The following is a 17,119-nucleotide window of genomic DNA, read 5'->3' as shown; positions in this document are numbered from 1 at the left end:
CTTATAGCGGCGTGAAATTGCGCGCGCTGGCGCCGAGTATCGCTTCGGCCTCTGCCATCGGCACAGGGGCGAGTTCGGCGGGAAGCGGGCGCATTTTTGCCGCTGGTGGGAACGTCCCGTAACCGGCGAAGAGACAGTGCCAGCTCATCGGGGCGTAGTGCGGCGTGCGGTAGATTTCGACATTGGCCGCCGCGATGTCCTTTTGCGTGAACCAAGCCGTCATCATCGCCTTCAGGCTGTCCGACAGCGACTGGTTCGCCGCGTTTTCGCGCCAGTAGGGCGTGTCGGTACGTTGGTTCATCCGGTAATGCGCGACGATGTAGTCGCGGATCGCGTCATAGCGCGCTGCCGTTCGCGCGTTGAATTCGTCGCGGCGGGCATCGCCTCCCGCATCATGGGCCCGCACGAAATCGAGCGCGGTGGCGATCACGATGTGCAGCGCAGTCGCCTCCAGCGGCTCGATGAACCCTTGCGCCAGACCTGCGACGAGGCAGTTGCGGGTCCAGCTTTTCTCCACCCGGCCGACCTTCATTTTCAGGAAGCGCGCCTCGACCCCGTCAGCCTCGGCACCTAGTGCCGCGCGCAGATCGGCCTCGGCCTCCTCGTCGCCGATGTGGCGCGAGGAATAGACGTAGCCGTTGCCCACCCGCGTCGTCAGCGGGATGGACCAGCGCCAACCCGCCTTCATCGCGATGCTTTCGGTCTGCGGCTTGTAGGTCGGCCCGCGCGGCGTCGGCATGACGACCGCCCGGTCGTTGAACAGGTTGTCGGCAAACGGCACGAAGGGTTCCTGCAAGGCCTGCTGCGCGATGATTGATCGAAAGCCGGAGCAGTCGACGAATATGTCGCCGGTAACCCGCGTGCCATCCGAACAGGCAAGCGCGGCGACGTCGCCGTCCTTGGCGATCTCCACGTCCTCCACCTTCAGCGGCAGATGCGTGACCCCGCGCGCGGTCGCCCATTCGCGCAGGAACGCGCCCAGTTTATAGGCGTCGAAGTGGTACCCGTAGGTCGGCGTAAAGGGGAAGTTTTCCGATGGCTGCGGCCCCTTGCCTTCCCCGGCCAGCATTGCGGCAAGGAACCAGGCATCGGGATGGGCCGGTGCCTCGAACCCGCGGCGAGCCAGCGCGCAGGCATGGACGAAACCGGGTTCGGTATGCAGGTCGACCGGGCTGGGGAAGGGGTGGAAGTAGCTGTCGTATCCCGCCCGCTCGCTCCACCCGGTGAAACGGATGCCCAGCTTGAAAGTCGCGTCGCAGGCGGCCATCCAATCGCCTTCGGCAATGCCGAGGTGTTCGAACAGGGCCTTCAATTGCGGCGTCGACCCTTCGCCCACGCCGATGATCCCGATCTCCGGGCTTTCGACGACGGTGACGCGGTCGGCGCCCCATTCCTTTGCCAGCAGGCACGCGGTGATCCACCCGGCGCTGCCGCCGCCAAGCACCACCACGCGCGGAGGGGCAGAGGCGGCAGTCTGGTTCACTGGCGCGGCTGCAGCCTGATCGCCAGCCCGCCACCGGGGGCAAGGCGAACCGTCATCGTGTCGCCCTGGCGCACCTTGCGGGCGTCATAGGCGATATCGTGGCGCGCGTCGGACAGGTAAGTTGCATCCGGGCCATCTTTCCAGATCGTCGCATCATAAGTGCGCCCTTCGTCGAGGTGGTCGAACGTGATCGTGACCTCGCGCTCTGTCGCGTCGTTCATGCCGCCGACGTACCAGTCGTCGCTGTTCCGGTCCTTGCGCGCAAAGATCGCGTAATCGCCCACTTCGCCCGCGATCAGGTGGCTTTCGGCCCAGTCGGCGGGGACCGCCTTGATGAATTCCAGTTCGCGCGGATGGTCGGCAAGGCTTTCGATGAAATCCGCCGCCATCTGGATCGGCGAATAGATCGCGAGATAGAGGCCGAGCTGTTTCGCCAGAGTGGAGGCGAGCGGCACGTCCTTGTCGCCCTTAAGGCTGAGAATGCCGGGGGTATAGTCCATCGGCCCCGACAGCATGCGGGTATAGACCAGCGTCGGTTCGTGGTCCGGCCCGTTGTTGAACGCGCCCCACGCGTTGTATTCCTGTCCGCGCGCGCCTTCGCGGGCGACCCAGTTGGGGTAAGTGCGGCGAAGGCCGGTATCCTTTACCGGTTCGTGCGGGTTGACCGCGACGCCGTTTTTGGCCGCTTCTTCCACGACCTTCAGGTGATGCTGCACCTGCCTTTGGCCGTCATGCCATTCCATGACCTGCCCTTCGCAAGGGTCTGCGATGTCGGCGTTGCATGCGATGATGCCGCCCGCATCCGCGACATAGCCCGTCTTCACCACGTCGATGCCCAGCTTGCCGTAAAGCGCCATCGCATCGGCAAGCTGCGCTTCGTAATTGGCAATGTTGCCGCCGGTTTCGTGGTGCCCGATCAGGTGCACGCCCTTCTTTTTCGCATAGGCGGAAAGCGCCTCGATATCGAAGTCAGGGTATGCCCTGGTAAAGCTGAAGTCACGCCCGTTGCCGAACCACGTGCCGTCCCAGCCATAGTCCCACCCTTCGACCAGGACACCGCGAAAACCGTGCTTTGCGGCAAAGTCGATGTACTGCTTCGTCCGCTCTGTCGTCGCACCGTGCCGGTCGCCCTGGGCCCAAGTCCACCGGTTGGAGATCATGCCCCACCAGATGCCGATGTACTTGGCCGGTTCGAACCAGCTGACATCGCCCAGCTTGTTCGGCTCGTTTAGATTGAGTTCAAGGTCGCTCTCGACAAGGCCCGCCGCGTCACCTGCAATGCGGATCGTGCGCCACGGCGTGTCGAAGGCGTCGGTGCGCACCACCTTGGCCCCGCGCGAAGAGGGGGCAAGATTGGCGCGAAAACGCTGGCCCTGCATGCGTTGCAGCCACATGCCCGAATAATCGACCAGCGCCGCTTCGTGGAAAGACAGGTGCGTGCCGTCGTTCAGCCGGATCGTCATCGGGGTGTGCGCCATCGACACTTCGCTGATGGGCGTTTCGGAATAGAGGTATTCGTACCGGTTCCAGTCGCCCGCCGGAATCCACCACGCCGTGCCTTCGGGGACGATGACGAATTCGGTCAGTTCTTCGGCGATGCGGGTTTCGGGATGATCGTCGCGGCCCGCGAATTCATAGCGGAAGCCGATACCGTCGTCGAAAGCGCGAAACCGCACGGTGAAGCCGCGGGTTTCGTCGGTCTTGTGCGCGAAAGTGACGGCCAGTTCGTTGTGGCGATCGGTGACGAACTGGCGTTCGCCCCAAGGCTGTTCCCATCGCGTGTCGACGCTGTCGCTCGCCTCGGCCACGACTTTCATGTCACGGCGAAGCGGGTCCTCGTCGGTGAAGTTGAAGCCAAGGGCCGAGCGGGCGATCAGCAGCTCTCCGTCGCGGGATACCTCGTAGAAGGGCTTGCCCTCGTCGTCGGCGTCGAGCGTGACGGTGATGCGCCCGTCGGGTGACTGGACGGTTCCGGCAAGGGCGGCACTCGAAAATGCGATTGCGGCAAGCGAAGCGGACAGAAAGCGGGCAAAGGTCATAGGCTGACGATGAGAGCTCCGTATGCGGGAAGTTCGCTGCTGCTCGCATCGTTTAGTGCGAGCAGGATTTCGCCCTCGGGCGTTTCGGAAAGCGTGATGGGATCGGTCGAGAGATTGAAGAAACAGTCGACGGTCTCATCCCCGAAGGTCCGGCGGAAGGACAGCAGCGCGCCTTCGCAGCGGCAGTCGACGACGGCCCCGTGATGCAGCGCGGGATGCGCATTGCGCAGGGCCAGCATCGCCTGCGTGTGGCTTAGCAAAGAGGCGCGGGTGCTTTCCTGCGCGGCGATCGATTTCGCCAGGTTCTGTTCGCCATAGGGCAGCCACGGATCGCCGGTGGTGAAACCGCCTTCGGGCGTCCATGGCATCGGCGTGCGGGCGCCGTCGCGCGACAGGGTCAGCGGCCAGTTGGCGATTGCCTCGGGATCCTGAAGCTGGTCGAAGGGAATGTCGACCTGTTCAAGGCCCAATTCCTCGCCGTTGTAGATGATGATGTTGCCCCGCACCGATGCCAGCAGCGCCATCTTCATCAGGGCGAAGCGTGTCCGATCTTCCGGCGCGCACCAGCGCGAAATTGCGCGCGGCGCATCGTGGTTCTCGAACGCCCAGCTCGGCCAGTTCGTGCCCGGTTCGTCCGGCCACTCGGTCAATGCCTTGCAGACCAGCGTGGGGGTCAGCTTTTCGGCATAGAGGAAGTTGAACCCGTAAGTGGAATTGAGATGCTTGTCGTCGGACGTGAAGGCGCGCATCTCCTCTTCCACGTCGTCACCGCCCACTTCGGCGACGGTGAAGATCGCTTCGTACTCGTCGGTCAGCTGGCGAATACGGCGCACATAAGCCGGGATGTCGGCGTGCGACTGGTTGTTGATGCGCAGCTGGTAATCGAACGGCCGGGTCCGTTCCGCGCGCTTGTCATAGGCGGGCGGATTGTCGGTCAGGTCCGGGTTGTGCATGGCAAAGTTCAGCGCATCCATGCGGAAGCCGTCGACGCCGCGGTCCAGCCAGAAGCGCAAGTTGGCCAGCATCGCTTCCTGAACTTGCGCGCAATGCCCGTTCAATTGCGGCTGGCTGGAAAGGAAGTTGTGCAGGTAATACTGCCTGCGCCGCGCGTCCCAGGTCCATGCCGGGCCGCCGAAGACAGACTGCCAGTTCGACGGGGGCGAACCCTCGTCCTTGGGATCGGCCCAGACATACCAGTCCGCCTTGGGATTGTCCTTGCTGGACCGGCTTTCGACGAACCACGCGTGTTCGTCCGAGGTATGCGACATGACCTGGTCGATCAGGACCTTGAGGCCCAGTTCATGCGCGCGTTTCACCAGCGCGTCGAAATCGTCCAGCGTGCCGAAGATCGGATCGACCGCGCGGAAATCGGCCACGTCGTAGCCGAAGTCCTTCATCGGCGAGAGGAAGAAGGGCGAGACCCAGATCGCATCGACGCCAAGCCGCGCGACATAATCGAGCCTGGCAGTAATGCCCGGCAGGTCGCCGATGCCATCGCCATTCGAATCCATGAAACTGCGCGGATAGATCTGGTAGATCGTCGCGCCGCGCCACCAGGGGAGGGTATCGGTCATTGGTCAATCTCTTCGATGCGGCACACCGCCCATCCGAAAGGCGCGAGCGAAATGCTCGCGCTGCCCGGCGCGGTCACGGCGGCGGGGCAGGTGCCCGACAATGTCTGGAACGTGCGGGCGGCGGGCCCGACGACGACGTTGCGGGTGATCGGATTGGCGGTCGTGTTGAAAGCCAGCAGGTATTCGCGCCCCGTTTCGGGATCGAAGCGGGAGGCGGCGAAAAGGCCCGGTTCCTGTTCGTAAGCGCGCACTATCTGCTTGCCCTTCGACAGGGCGGGATTGGCGCGGCGCAGGGCCGAAAGCTCGCCGATCAGGCGGTAGATCGGGTGACCAGTGTCGAAATTGGCATCCGCCGTCGTCGCGTCGGTGCCGATCAGGACGTTGTCGTTGTAGACCGCGGTGCGGCTGGGGAACATGTCCTCGCGCGCGAGCTGGTCGTTGCCGTCGCCGACGAAGCCTTGTTCGTCGCCGTAGTAGATCACCGGCGATCCGCGCAGGGTCATCATCATGGCATGGCCCAGCATGACGCGGGCGAGCAATTCTTCCTGCGAGATTTCGGGCATATCCTCGCGGATCAGGGTCGAGAAGCGGCCCATGTCGTGGTTGCCCAGGAACGTCGGCAGGTTCAGCGCCGCTTCCTCGCCCCCTTCGTACAGCACGTCGCCATCGAACATCTGGGCCAGCACGACCGTCCCCTGATCGCGGCCCAGCAAGTCACGCATCGCGGCCTGGAACGCGAAATCGAGCACGGAGGGCAAGCCGTCGCGGCGGGTGTACTGCGCGATGTAACCGCTGTCGGGCACATCCTTGTAGACTTCACCGAACATGTGGAAATTGGGAATGCCGCGCGCGGCGGCGCGGGCCTGCAACGCGGGGACGAATTCCTGCCAGAAGCCGGGGTCCACGTGGCGGGCGGTATCGATGCGGAACCCGTCGACGCCGAAATCGTCGACCCATGATCCATAGATGTCGATCATGCCTTCGCGCACGCGGGGGTGTTCGGTGAACAGATCGTCCAGCCCGACGAAATCGCCGAACCGGCTATCCTCGCCGGTGAAGGTCGAATTGCCGCGATTATGGTAATAGATCGGATCGTTGAGCCAGGCGGGGACTTTCACCCCTTCCTCGCCCGCAGGGACATAGGGGGTATAGGCGAAGGCCGGATCGGTCAGCTTCGCGAAGTTTTCCTCGCTGCTGTCCCCATCGCCCCTGAATCCGGGATTGATTGGCGCGCCGCCTGTGTCGCCGCGGGTTGAATAGGGGTAGTCGGCCCGGCTGCGATAGGGAAAGCCGTCGGGCCCCACTTCGCGGTACGTGATGACGTCGGCCGTGTGGTTGGTGATGATGTCCATGTAGACCTTCATCCCGCGCGCATGCGCCGCATCGACGAAAGTGCGGAATTCCTCACGCGTGCCGAAATGCCCGTCGGGGCGGGTGAAGTCCGTCACCCAGTATCCGTGATAGCCCGCGCTTTCATCGCCCTTGGGCCCTTGCACCGGTTTGTTCTGAAAGATCGGCGCGAACCAGATCGCGGTCACGCCCATGCCCTGCAGGTAGTCGAGCCGCTGCGTCAAGCCCGCCAAGTCGCCGCCGTGGAAGAAACCCTTGGCCGTGGGATCGTAACCCGTCGCCAGCCGGTCGCCGGTAAAGTCGCCGGTGTCGTTGGCGGTATCGCCGTTCTCGAACCTGTCGGGCAGGACGAAATAGACGACTTCTTCCGACGGCGCGCGCAGGCGGAAGTCGCCGTCGACGCGAACTTCGCCGGTGCCGTTGGCCTGTGGGGGCGGTGTCGTCGCGCAGCCCGCAAGCGCCAGTGCGCCAAGACTGCCAAGAAGGGCGTGGCGGATCGTCATGCGGGTTCTTTCGTTGCGGAGATGGTCTGCTGCAAACAGTCGATGTGCCGCGGCATGGCGCGCACTTCCTCGACCAGTGCAGCTTCGGTCCCGTCGAGCAGATTGCGAAGGTCCGCCTCGGCCATCGTGTCGGCGATGGGGTTGTGACCTTCGGCCTCGACTCCTTGTCCGGCAAAGACCTGGAACCATGCGACTTCGGTGAACAGTTCCTCGTGCTCGCGGGGGATGAAGCCAGCCTCGCGCCATAGCGCGATCTTGTCGGTCAGCGTCGCGGGCAGTTCCATGTTGCGCACTGCGTCCCAGAACGGCTCTCCGGTCCGCTGGTTCGCGGTGTAGTGGAGCACCAAGAAATCGCGGATGCGCGTCCATTCGAAATCGGCCTGCGCGTTGAAATGGTCGATCACGGCCTGGCCGGGCTTGCCCGAGGGAAGGACCGCGAGAAAGCGGCTGATCGCGCTCTGAATCAGGTGGATGCTGGTCGATTCCAGCGGCTCCATGAATCCGGCGGCAAGGCCGATGGCGAGGCAGTTGCGGTTCCAGTGCAACCGGCGCTTGCCGGTGCGGAACCGGATCGGGCGCGGATCGCCCTGTGCCTCGCCGTCAAGGTTGGCGAGCAGGATCGACGCCGCCTCGTCCTCACCCATGTGGGCCGAAGAAAAGACCATGCCGTTGCCGATGCGGTGCTGCAGCGGGATGCGCCATTGCCACCCGGCCCGACGTGCGGTCGATCGGGTATAGGGCGTGAAATCCCCGCCGCCTGCACATGGCACGGCCATGGCCCGGTCGCACGGCAGGTAGTTGGTCCAGTCGTCGAAGCCTGTTTCCAGCGCGCCTTCGATCAGAAGGCCGCGAAACCCGGTGCAGTCGATGAAGAAATCGGCAGACAGCACGCGTCCGTCGTCGAGCGTGATCGAGGCGATGTCGCCGCTTTCGCCATCTCGCTGGACACTGGCGATGAGCCCCTCGTGCCGCGTCACGCCGCGCGCTTCGGAATAGCGACGCAGGTATGCCGCATAGAGCCCGGCGTCGAAGTGATAGGCATAGGGCATTTCGGGCGAACCCGGCGCGCGGCGGCCGCGCTGCATCCGCATGGTACGCGCGGCCAGTTCGTTGAGCGAATAGCGCTGGAGCGGCTTGGCCAGTCCGAGCTTTCGGGCGCGCAGCCAGTAATGCTGAAACGGAAGCAGTCCTGCGCCGCGCCCGATCGCGCCAAAGGCATGCATGTAGGCATCGCCTTCGCGCAGCCAGCCGTCGAACTCGATGCCGAGCTTGAAGCTGCCCTTGGTCTCACGCAGAAACTCGGCCTCGTCGATGCCCAGCGCGCCGTTGAAAAGGTGGATCTGGGGGATCGTCGCCTCGCCGACCCCCACGGTGCCGATCGCCTCGCTTTCGACCAGTACGATGTCATGGCCGGTCGCGAAGCGCGACAGCGCGGCCGCCGTCATCCATCCGGCAGTCCCGCCACCGGCGATCAGGATCGAGGGTCTGGTCTGCTCCATCTTACGGGCCCCTGTATTCTTGCGCCCCGCACGATGTCTGGAGTCGGAGCGATTTGCCTGGGATCGTCATGAAGGAAGATCCCCGGCCGGACCATATTGAGGGAGAGGAGTCCGGCCGGGGAGGGAGAAACGTCTACCGATCAGAACCGGTAGGACGCGCCAACAAGGTAAGTGCGGCCATAACGTTCGTAGTCGATGACCTGATCGCGATCGGCGTTCTGGTACGAAACGAACGGCTCGTCCGTCAGGTTCAGGGCCTGGACCGTCAGCGACAGACCGTCGAGCGCGCCCGACTGGAAGCGATAGCCGACCTGTGCGTCGAAGATCGATTCCGCGTAAGTCTGGCGGAACTGGCGGCTGGCCGAGATGCCGATGAATTCAGCCAGGAACGACGAGCGGTAGCGGTGCGAGACGCGTGCCTCGAAGCCGCCTTTTTCGAAGAACGCGGTCGAGTTCACGACCCACTTCGAAAGGCCCGGGACGTCGCTTTGGAACGACGTGTCGTTGACCGTGTCGTAAACCGTCAGGTTGCTTTCGGTATAGGCGATGCTGGTCTGGAAACCGAACCCGTCAAGCGCGTCGGAGAACATGCCGAACGGGATCGCGGTGCTGACCTCGATGCCCTTGATCGTGCCGTCGGCCGCATTGTCCGGACCGCTGACGAAGCCCAGCGTCGTGGTCGCATCGACGATGGCGCGCTGTTCGTTGCTCAGCGTCGGGATAAGGTAGCTGAAGTCACGCACGACGCTGACGGCATTGGGGTTCACGAAATCGTCGAGCCACTTGTAGTAGCCGGCGATCGCGATGTAGCCCTCGCCGCCCGCGAAGTAGTGTTCGAACGACAGGTCGACGCTGTCCGCGAGATAGGGGCGCAGCTTCGGGTTGCCGCCGCTGGCCGAGAAGATCGAGTTCAGCGCGCCTTGCGGCTGCGTGGCGACCGATGCGTTAGACGATGCGTTCAGCTGGTCCATGCGGGGACGGGCCAGAGTGCGCGCCGCGCCGAAGCGGACCTTCGTGTCCGGCGCCACTTCGAAGTTCAGCGACATCGAGGGCAGGAGGTGCGCGTATTCGTCACCCGACGTAACCGGCGTGCGAACCGCGTTGATGCCGCCCGGCGAGTCGAAACCGCTCGACGACTGGTCGGTGAAGACGACCTGCACGCCGATGTTGCCGGTCATCGGGACCGAGCCGAGATCGGTGTCGAGATCGGCGCGCATGTAGCCGGTCCAGACCTTCTCGTTCACCGACCAGTCGCCCGGGAAGGGCAGGTCGGAGCTCTGGATATCGGTCAGGACGTAAGTGCCGTTCTCGATCAGGGTGAACGGGTTGTATGCGACCTGCGGGCCAAAGCCGAGGAAGCCGAGCGAGTCGATCGGGCTGAGCAGCGCGTCGGCAGGGATCGGCATTTCAAGGACGGCGTTCGGGTCGTTCGGGTTGATCGAACCGCCCGACAGGCTCAGGAAGTTCTGCGTGATGTCACGCGTCTTCGTGCGGTCCGAATAGGCGATGCCCGCCACCAGCTGCTTGACGAACGGATGTTCGAGCTTGCCGACGATCTCGCCGCGGGCAGACCACAGTTCGTCCTTGGTCATCGTGTCGTTGATGAAGCCGGTCTGGACGATATTGCGTCCGCCGCCCCAGCCGCGCGGGTCGGTCAGCACGATCGTGCTGGTGTCCGAATAGTCGGCCGTGTTCGAGAACTGGAACGGGAAGCCGCTGTCGCTGCGGGTATAAGTGACGGTGTCCGACGGATCGCTGCTGCTCGCGCCGTAGCCGAAGCCCGAATAGCTTTCGATCTGCTGAAGCCGGCGATCGGCCTTCGAGTAGGAGACGTCGAGGTTCAGCAGGATGTCGTCGTTTTCGTACTTCGTGTTCCAGCCTGCGGCGAACGTTTCGGTGTCCTTGCGGTCATAGTCGTTGCGCACGACCGGCTGGACATTGGCGAACGTCACGCTGTCGGGGAAGTCGCCGCCCGAATTGTCGGTGATCGTCGTGCTCGCGCCCCAGCCGGGGTTGAGCGGGAATTCGATGCCGCGCATCGGGATGCGTTCGCGATAATCGGCGTAGAACAGGTCGACCGAGGTGTTCCAGTCGGGGCTGGGCTCCCACTCGATCGTGCCGAAGGCGCCGACGCGGTCAAGGTCGACCGACTTGGAGAACGGCTTCATGCCGCCCAGAACCATGTAACCGGCGTCGTCCGGATAGCCCCATGCGTTGAAACGCTCGATCTGGCTCGGGCTCGACTGAACCGCAAGGCCAAGTGCAACGCCCAGCGTATCGTCGGCGAACTGGTCGACGTAAGTGCCGGTGGCGCGATAGCCCCAGCCCTTGAGATCGGGGTTGAGCGAACCGCCCTCGTTGAATTCGAGGCGACCCGCGACCGAGACGATGCGCTCACCCTTCGACAGCGGACGGATCGTGCGCAGGTCGACGGTGCCGGCAAGGCCCTGGCCGATGAGACCGGCATAGGGGGTCTTGTAGACGACGCCCTGGTCGATCAGTTCGGAAGGATACTGGTCGTATTCCACGGCGCGGTTGTCGCCCGAGGAAACGAGTTCGCGGCCGTTGAGCAGCGAGGTCGAGTAGTCGGGGCCAAGGCCGCGAACCGAGAGCGACTGGGCGCGGCCGTTGATGCGCTGCACGGCAAGGCCCGGAAGGCGGCCCAGCGTTTCGGCGATCGAGACGTCGGGCAGCTTGCCGATGTCTTCGGAGCTGAACGCTTCGGCGATGACCGGGCTTTCGCGCTTCAGGTTGATCGAGGTTTCCAGCGCCTGGCGATAGCCCGAGACGATGATGACGTTCTGCGTTTCCTCTTCGGAAACGTCCTGGTCGCCAGGTTCGACGGTGGCTTCCTGCGCATAAACGACGGCAGGCGCGGCGAGCGTGACGAGTGCGACCGTAAAGGCGGTGGCGCTGACGCTCTGACTCAACTTGGTCCGGAAATTCATGTTCCTCAGTCCCCTAAGCGCGAAGGCTTCGCCCCGTGGCGTGCCTCCTTGATTCTGGCCATGCAAACCCCGTCTTGGGTTGCTGGCGATGGGGCTGATACGTCCGAAACACGCCGCTGCGGAAGACAGCATACGTATACGCTGCCAGTGCGAAAAACTGACGGTATCGGCATTATTCCAATTTATTCATATACTTGCATACGCCTCTTTTCCTTCCAGACAGCGCCTCTGTGGGCTATGCTGAGGCCCACGACAGTGGCCGAGCGGGAGTTGCAGATGGGGCGCAGGCCAACGGGAAGGCCTACCAGTTTCGACATCGCCTATGCAGCGGGGGTATCGCAGCCCACCGTGAGCCGCGCGCTGCGCGGCGACCTGTCGGTCAGCAAGGAAACGCGCGAGAAGATCGAGAAGATCGCCCGCGATCTGAACTATACCGTCGACAAGAATGCGTCCTCGCTGCGTTCGCAGCGGTCGAACACGATCGCACTGCTGTTCTTCGAAGATCCCACCGCCGACGACAGCATGATAAACCCGTTTTTCCTCGCCATGCTAGGATCGATCACGCGGGCCTGTGCGAATCGGGGGCTCGACCTCTTGATCTCATTCCAGCGGCTGGAAGACGACTGGCACGTGCGTTACCAGGATTCGCACCGGGCAGACGGCCTGATCCTGCTCGGTTACGGCGATTTCGAACTCTACCGCTCACGGCTTGAAAAGCTGGTCGAACAGGGCACGCACTTTGCGCGCTGGGGCTCTGTTCGCAGCGATGAAAGCGGCGCAACCATCGGGTCGGACAATCTGGGCGCGGGCAGGCTGGCGGGCGAACACCTGTTGTCGAACGGACGGCGCAGGATCGCCTTTCTCGGCCATGCGACGTCCCAATACCCGGAATTCGCCCACCGCTACGAAGGCCTGTGCGAAGCCATGCGCGAGGCGGGGGTGGAGCCCGATCCCGCGCTTCAGTACGAGGCGCTGACCACCGAGGATGCAGGTTACCGCGCGGCAAGCGAACTGCTTGCTTCGAAAAAGCCGTTCGACGCGATCTTCGCGGCCAGCGACCTGATCGCCATCGGCGCGATGCGCGCGCTTTCCGGGGCGGGGCTGAGGATACCCGAGGACGTCGCCGTGATCGGTTTCGACAACATTCCCGCGGCCAGCCTCACCAGCCCGCCGCTGACAACCGTGCAGCAGGACGTGGCCGGTGCGGGCGCAAGGCTGGTCGATACGCTGATGGCGCAGATCGCGCGCCGTCCCGGCCCCGATGTCCGCCTGCCGACACGGCTGATCGTCAGGGGAAGTACCGTATCGTCCTGAGCCTGGGTGCAACGCGATACATTCGTATTCTTGTTGTGCGACCAGCGGCCATCGTGTGACCTGATCGAAACCCACGCGGCAAAAACATAGCTGCGGGGCAACGGGAAAGGATCGTTCCGCGATGGAAAAACCGCGGCAGGGCTTCTGGGGCCTGTGGAACATCAGCTTCGGATTCTTCGGCATTCAGGTCGGCTTCGCGCTGCAGAATGCGAACATGAGCCGTGTCTTCCAGACGCTGGGCGCCAGCATGGACGACCTGCCCGCGCTGTGGGTCGCGGCCCCGCTGACGGGGCTGATCGTACAGCCGATCATCGGCCACTTGTCGGACCGGACGTGGAACCGGCTGGGCCGCCGACGCCCCTATTTCCTGACCGGCGCGATCATGGCCGCCATTGCCCTGTTCCTGATGCCGCTTGCGCCCACGATCGCCGCCCCGCTCGTCTTTGCCGCGGCCATGCTCTGGGTGCTCGATGCCAGCCTCAACATCTCGATGGAGCCGTTTCGCGCCTTCGTCGGTGACATGTTGCGCACCGATCAGCACGCGGCGGGCTATGCCGTGCAGACCGCCTTTATCGGCGCGGGCGCGGTGCTGGGTTCGATCTTCCCCTGGCTGCTGGAACACCTTGGCGTCGACAATGTCGCGCCCGAAGGCGCATTGCCCAACACTGTCCGCTATGCCTTCTGGTTCGGAGCCGTCGCCATCCTGGTCGCCGTCGTCTGGACGGTCTTCACCACCCGCGAATACAGCCCCGAAGAACAGGCCGCCTTTTCCGGCCATGTGGCGGCCGACGACGACGGCGAGATCATCGCGCGGCTGGCGGCCAAGAAGCCGCTGGGCGGGATTGCCTGGATCGTGGCGGGCGTGATCGTGGCGCTCGCGGTCGACCTGCTCGGCCTGCAGAAGGAAGTCCTGCTGCTGGGCGCGCTGCTTGCGATCTATGGTGTGCTCGACATCGTCGCGATCCGCATGGCGCGCCGCGGCACGAAGCCCAACATGCTTTCCAGCATCGTCGGCGACTTTTCCGGCATGCCGCCGGTGATGAAGCGGCTGGCACTGGTGCAGTTCTTCTCGTGGTCAGCGTTGTTCATCATGTGGATCAACACCACGCCGGTCGTGACACAGTACGTGTTCGGCTCCACCGACACGGCCAGCGCCGCCTATAACGAAGGGGCGAACTGGGTGAACGTACTCTTCACCGTCTACAACGGTGTGGCCGCCGTCGCCGCGCTGGTCCTCTTGCCGTGGCTGTCGCGCCGATTCGGGCCGGTGCGCACGCACTCGATCTGCCTGACGCTGGGCGCATTGGGCTTTCTCGGTTTCTTCTTCCTGCGCGATGCCAATGCGCTGATCGTATGCGAGATCGGGATCGGTATCGCCTGGGCCTCGATCCTGGCCATGCCCTATGCGATCCTCGCCTCCAACCTGCCGCAGGCCAAGCTTGGCATCTACATGGGCCTGTTCAACATCTTCATCGTCGTGCCGCAATTGCTGGTCGCGACCGTCATGGGCTCGATCATGCTGGCGTTCTTTCCGGGCGAACCAGTGTGGACGATGCTTTTCGCCGCCGCTGCTTGGGCCGTTGCAGCCCTTGCCATGACCCGCGTTTCGGCCGCCATCCCCGCGAGGACCGCATGAAACTGACCCGCCCCCTGATCGCCGCAACCGCCGCCGCCCTGCTGGGCACGGGCAGCCTCTACGCCATGGGCAGCGCGCCCGACGAACCCGCGCAGGAAAGCGCCGATCCCTGGGCGCCGCAGCCCTATGTCGAACTGACCCATCCTGAATGGTCCAAGGACGCGGTGCTGTATCAGATCAACACCCGCCAGTTCACCGAGGAAGGCACGTTTCGCGCCGCCGAAAAGGAACTGCCCCGGCTAAAGGAACTCGGCGTCGATATCCTGTGGCTCATGCCGATCCACCCGATCGGCGAAAAGAACCGCAAGGGCACGCTGGGCAGCCCCTATTCGGTGCAGGACTATTACGAGGTGAACCCCGAATTCGGCACGAAGGAAGACCTCAAGCACTTCGTCGACGCCGCCCATGCACAGGGCTTTCACGTGATCCTTGATCTCGTCGCCAATCACACCGCGTGGGACAACGAACTCGCCGCCAAGCACCCCGACTGGTACGAAAAGGACTGGAAAGGCGACTTCCGCCCAACCCCGTGGTGGGACTGGTCCGACATCATCGATCTCGACTGGTCGAAGCCCGGCGTGCGCCAGCACGTGGGCGAGGCGATGGAATACTGGGTCCGCGAATTCGATATCGACGGCTATCGCGCGGACGTGGCCGGATATGTGCCCATCGATTTCTGGGAAACCGAGCGCGCCCGGCTGGACGCGATCAAGCCTGTCTTCATGCTGGCCGAATGGAAGACGCCCGACCTGACCCGCAAGGCTTTCGACGCGGTCTATGCCTGGGAATGGCATTCCACCGTCAAGAACATTGCAGCGGGCAAGGCCGATGCCACCGCGCTGTTCGGCTATTACGCCGAGAACGAGAGCAACTGGCCGCGTGAGGCCATGCGCCTCACTTATATCGCCAACCACGATAGCAATGCTTGGGAAGGCACCCAGTACGAGAATTTCGGCGACGCGCTGCCCGCGTTCATGGCGCTGTCCTTCACCGGCGAAGGGTTGCCGATGGTCTACAACGGACAGGAAGCGTGCAATGCCAAGCGGCTGGAGTTCTTTGAAAAGGACACCATCGACTGGTCTCAGGGCGAAGATTGCCAGCTCGGCGACCTGACGCGCGACCTGATCGCCTTTCGCAAGGCCAACCCGGCGCTGGCCAACGGACAGTGGGGCGCGCGGATGCAGCAGGTCGTCAATGACAAGCCTAAGCAGCTTTTCGCCTGGGTCCGCCAGCAGGACGGCAACAAGGTCGTGGGCCTGTTCAACCTGTCGGCCCAGCCGGTCAGAGCGAAGCTGGCCGATGCGCTGGCGGCGGGCACTTATACCGAGTTCGGCACCGGCGAGAGCGTGACGATCGCGGACGAAGGCACGGTCACGCTCCCGGCATGGGGCTATCGCCTCCTGTCATCGGGCGCGAAGTAAGAACGGAACGGAAGGTCGGCGGCGATGGGTAGCTATGCACGATGGGCGCTTGTCGCCGCTTTGGCCGGGTTCCTGTTCGGGTTCGATACCGCGGTCATTTCCGGCGCGGAACAGGCGGTTCAGCGGGTCTGGAACCTGTCGGACGCGATGCACGGGCTGGCCATTTCCGCCGCGCTTTGGGGCACGGTGGTCGGGGCCTTGCTGGGCGGCTGGCCGTCGGACCGGTTCGGGCGCAAGCCGACGCTGATCGCCATTGGCGTGCTCTATGCCGTGTCGGCCATCGGCTCGGCGCTGGCGTGGGATCCGACATCCTTCATCCTTTTCCGCCTGGTCGGCGGGCTTGGCGTGGGGGCCAGTTCGGTCGCCGCGCCCGCCTATATCGCGGAAATCGCGCCCAAGGCGCAGCGCGGGCGGCTGGTCGCGCTGTTCCAGACGATGATCGTGACCGGCATCCTGGTCGCGTTTGCCACCAACTGGCTGATCGGCGGCACGGGGGCTGACGACTGGCGCTGGATGCTGGGGGCAGAGACCTTGCCCGCCATCGCCTATCTGGCCGCGACGTTCGCCATTCCCGAAAGCCCGCGCTGGCTGCTCGTCCATGCGGGCCGCGAGGGAGAGGCACGCGCCATCCTCGCACGGGTGAACCCGGCCGCAGTGGACGAAACCGTTGCCGCGATAGAGGCAGAATCCCGCGCAGAGGCGCGCTCGATCAGCTGGGGCCAGTTCCTGTCGCGCCATTACCGGCGTCCGGCGATGCTCGCCTTCCTGATCGCGTTCTTCAACCAACTGTCGGGCATCAACGCGATCATCTATTACGCCCCGCGCATCTTCGAGATTTCGGGCGCGGGATCGTCTACCGCGCTGCTCGCCACGGTGGGCATCGGCGTCGTGAACCTCGTCTTCACGCTGATCGGCCTGATGCTGATCGACCGCGCGGGCCGCAAGCTCCTCATGTATGTCGGCAGCGTGGGCTACATCGTGTCGCTGGGCATGACGGCTTACGGCTTTGCCGCCGATCAGTTCGCGCTGGTCCTGCCTTTCATCTTCGCCTTCATCGCGGTTCACGCCATCGGGCAGGGCGCGGTCATCTGGGTCTATATCAGCGAGATTTTCCCCAGCGCGGCGCGCGCCAAGGGGCAGTCGCTGGGCGCGGGCACGCACTGGGTGTTCGCCGCATTGCTGACGCTGGTCATGCCGGTAGTGCTGGCGAATATCGCGCCCGTCATCATCTTTGCGTTCTTTGCGGCGATGATGGTCCTGCAACTGGTCTGGGTACGCTTCGCCATGATCGAGACCCGCGGGCGCAGCCTTGAAGATATTTCGGCGGACCTGCTGAAGGACGCGTGACCGTG

Annotated in this window: 10 protein-coding genes; 4 read left to right on the top strand and 6 right to left on the bottom strand. The window is 64.0% G+C overall.

What is annotated here, in order from left to right; translation table 11 throughout:
* Position 1: 1 nt before the first annotated feature.
* The 6 genes from FAX90_RS08620 to FAX90_RS08595 form a co-directional block, all read right to left on the bottom strand.
* Positions 2-1,483: a tryptophan halogenase family protein gene (locus FAX90_RS08620; RefSeq protein WP_144097000.1), complete on the bottom strand. Its 1,482-nt coding sequence runs from the start codon at positions 1,481-1,483 to the stop codon at positions 2-4.
* Positions 1,480-3,522 (bottom strand): glycoside hydrolase family 97 protein, encoded by a 2,043-nt coding sequence (locus tag FAX90_RS08615; protein WP_144096999.1) that lies wholly within the window; start codon positions 3,520-3,522, stop codon positions 1,480-1,482. The genes FAX90_RS08620 and FAX90_RS08615 overlap by 4 nt, the downstream gene beginning before the upstream one ends.
* Complete coding sequence (locus FAX90_RS08610; protein WP_144096998.1) at positions 3,519-5,096, bottom strand: alpha-amylase family glycosyl hydrolase; 1,578 nt, start codon at positions 5,094-5,096, stop codon at positions 3,519-3,521. The genes FAX90_RS08615 and FAX90_RS08610 overlap by 4 nt, the downstream gene beginning before the upstream one ends.
* On the bottom strand, positions 5,093-6,949 hold the full coding sequence (locus FAX90_RS08605; RefSeq protein WP_144096997.1) for an alpha-amylase family glycosyl hydrolase: 1,857 nt from the start codon (positions 6,947-6,949) through the stop codon (positions 5,093-5,095). The genes FAX90_RS08610 and FAX90_RS08605 overlap by 4 nt, the downstream gene beginning before the upstream one ends.
* Positions 6,946-8,448, bottom strand: coding sequence for a tryptophan halogenase family protein (locus tag FAX90_RS08600; protein WP_144096996.1), 1,503 nt, complete (start codon positions 8,446-8,448; stop codon positions 6,946-6,948). The genes FAX90_RS08605 and FAX90_RS08600 overlap by 4 nt, the downstream gene beginning before the upstream one ends.
* 140 nt (positions 8,449-8,588) lie before the next feature.
* On the bottom strand, positions 8,589-11,396 hold the full coding sequence (locus FAX90_RS08595) for a TonB-dependent receptor (protein ID WP_170234921.1): 2,808 nt from the start codon (positions 11,394-11,396) through the stop codon (positions 8,589-8,591).
* A gap of 276 nt (positions 11,397-11,672) precedes the next feature.
* Between FAX90_RS08595 and FAX90_RS08590 the strand changes: the two genes are divergently transcribed.
* From FAX90_RS08590 to FAX90_RS08575, 4 genes are all read left to right on the top strand, one after another.
* Positions 11,673-12,710 (top strand): LacI family DNA-binding transcriptional regulator, encoded by a 1,038-nt coding sequence (locus tag FAX90_RS08590; protein WP_144097367.1) that lies wholly within the window; start codon positions 11,673-11,675, stop codon positions 12,708-12,710.
* Positions 12,711-12,831: 121 nt separating this feature from the next.
* Positions 12,832-14,346, top strand: a complete 1,515-nt coding sequence (locus tag FAX90_RS08585; RefSeq protein WP_144096994.1) for an MFS transporter — start codon at positions 12,832-12,834, stop codon at positions 14,344-14,346.
* A complete protein-coding gene (locus tag FAX90_RS08580) occupies positions 14,343-15,767 on the top strand; it encodes an alpha-amylase family glycosyl hydrolase (RefSeq protein WP_144096993.1) in 1,425 nt (474 codons plus the stop codon). Before FAX90_RS08585 ends, FAX90_RS08580 begins: the two co-directional genes overlap by 4 nt.
* Positions 15,768-15,791: 24 nt before the next feature.
* Positions 15,792-17,114, top strand: a complete 1,323-nt coding sequence (locus tag FAX90_RS08575) for a sugar porter family MFS transporter (RefSeq protein WP_144096992.1) — start codon at positions 15,792-15,794, stop codon at positions 17,112-17,114.
* Positions 17,115-17,119: the final 5 nt, after the last annotated feature.

Origin of the sequence: Croceicoccus sediminis (assembly GCF_007570835.1) — a bacterium.
Classification (GTDB): domain Bacteria; phylum Pseudomonadota; class Alphaproteobacteria; order Sphingomonadales; family Sphingomonadaceae; genus Croceicoccus; species Croceicoccus sediminis.
This window is presented reverse-complemented; position numbering and strand designations above follow the sequence as displayed.

Excerpts from the sequence above, each read along its gene's own strand:
- FAX90_RS08580 (WP_144096993.1), top strand. The coding sequence starts at position 14,343 with ATGAAACTGACCCGCCCCCTGATCGCCGCAACCGCCGCCGCCCTGCTG.
- FAX90_RS08585 (WP_144096994.1), top strand. The coding sequence starts at position 12,832 with ATGGAAAAACCGCGGCAGGGCTTCTGGGGCCTGTGGAACATCAGCTTC.
- FAX90_RS08600 (WP_144096996.1), bottom strand. The coding sequence starts at position 8,448 with ATGGAGCAGACCAGACCCTCGATCCTGATCGCCGGTGGCGGGACTGCC.
- FAX90_RS08610 (WP_144096998.1), bottom strand. The coding sequence starts at position 5,096 with ATGACCGATACCCTCCCCTGGTGGCGCGGCGCGACGATCTACCAGATC.
- FAX90_RS08605 (WP_144096997.1), bottom strand. The coding sequence starts at position 6,949 with ATGACGATCCGCCACGCCCTTCTTGGCAGTCTTGGCGCACTGGCGCTT.
- FAX90_RS08590 (WP_144097367.1), top strand. The coding sequence starts at position 11,673 with ATGGGGCGCAGGCCAACGGGAAGGCCTACCAGTTTCGACATCGCCTAT.
- FAX90_RS08615 (WP_144096999.1), bottom strand. The coding sequence starts at position 3,522 with ATGACCTTTGCCCGCTTTCTGTCCGCTTCGCTTGCCGCAATCGCATTT.
- FAX90_RS08575 (WP_144096992.1), top strand. The coding sequence starts at position 15,792 with ATGGGTAGCTATGCACGATGGGCGCTTGTCGCCGCTTTGGCCGGGTTC.
- FAX90_RS08595 (WP_170234921.1), bottom strand. The coding sequence starts at position 11,396 with ATGAATTTCCGGACCAAGTTGAGTCAGAGCGTCAGCGCCACCGCCTTT.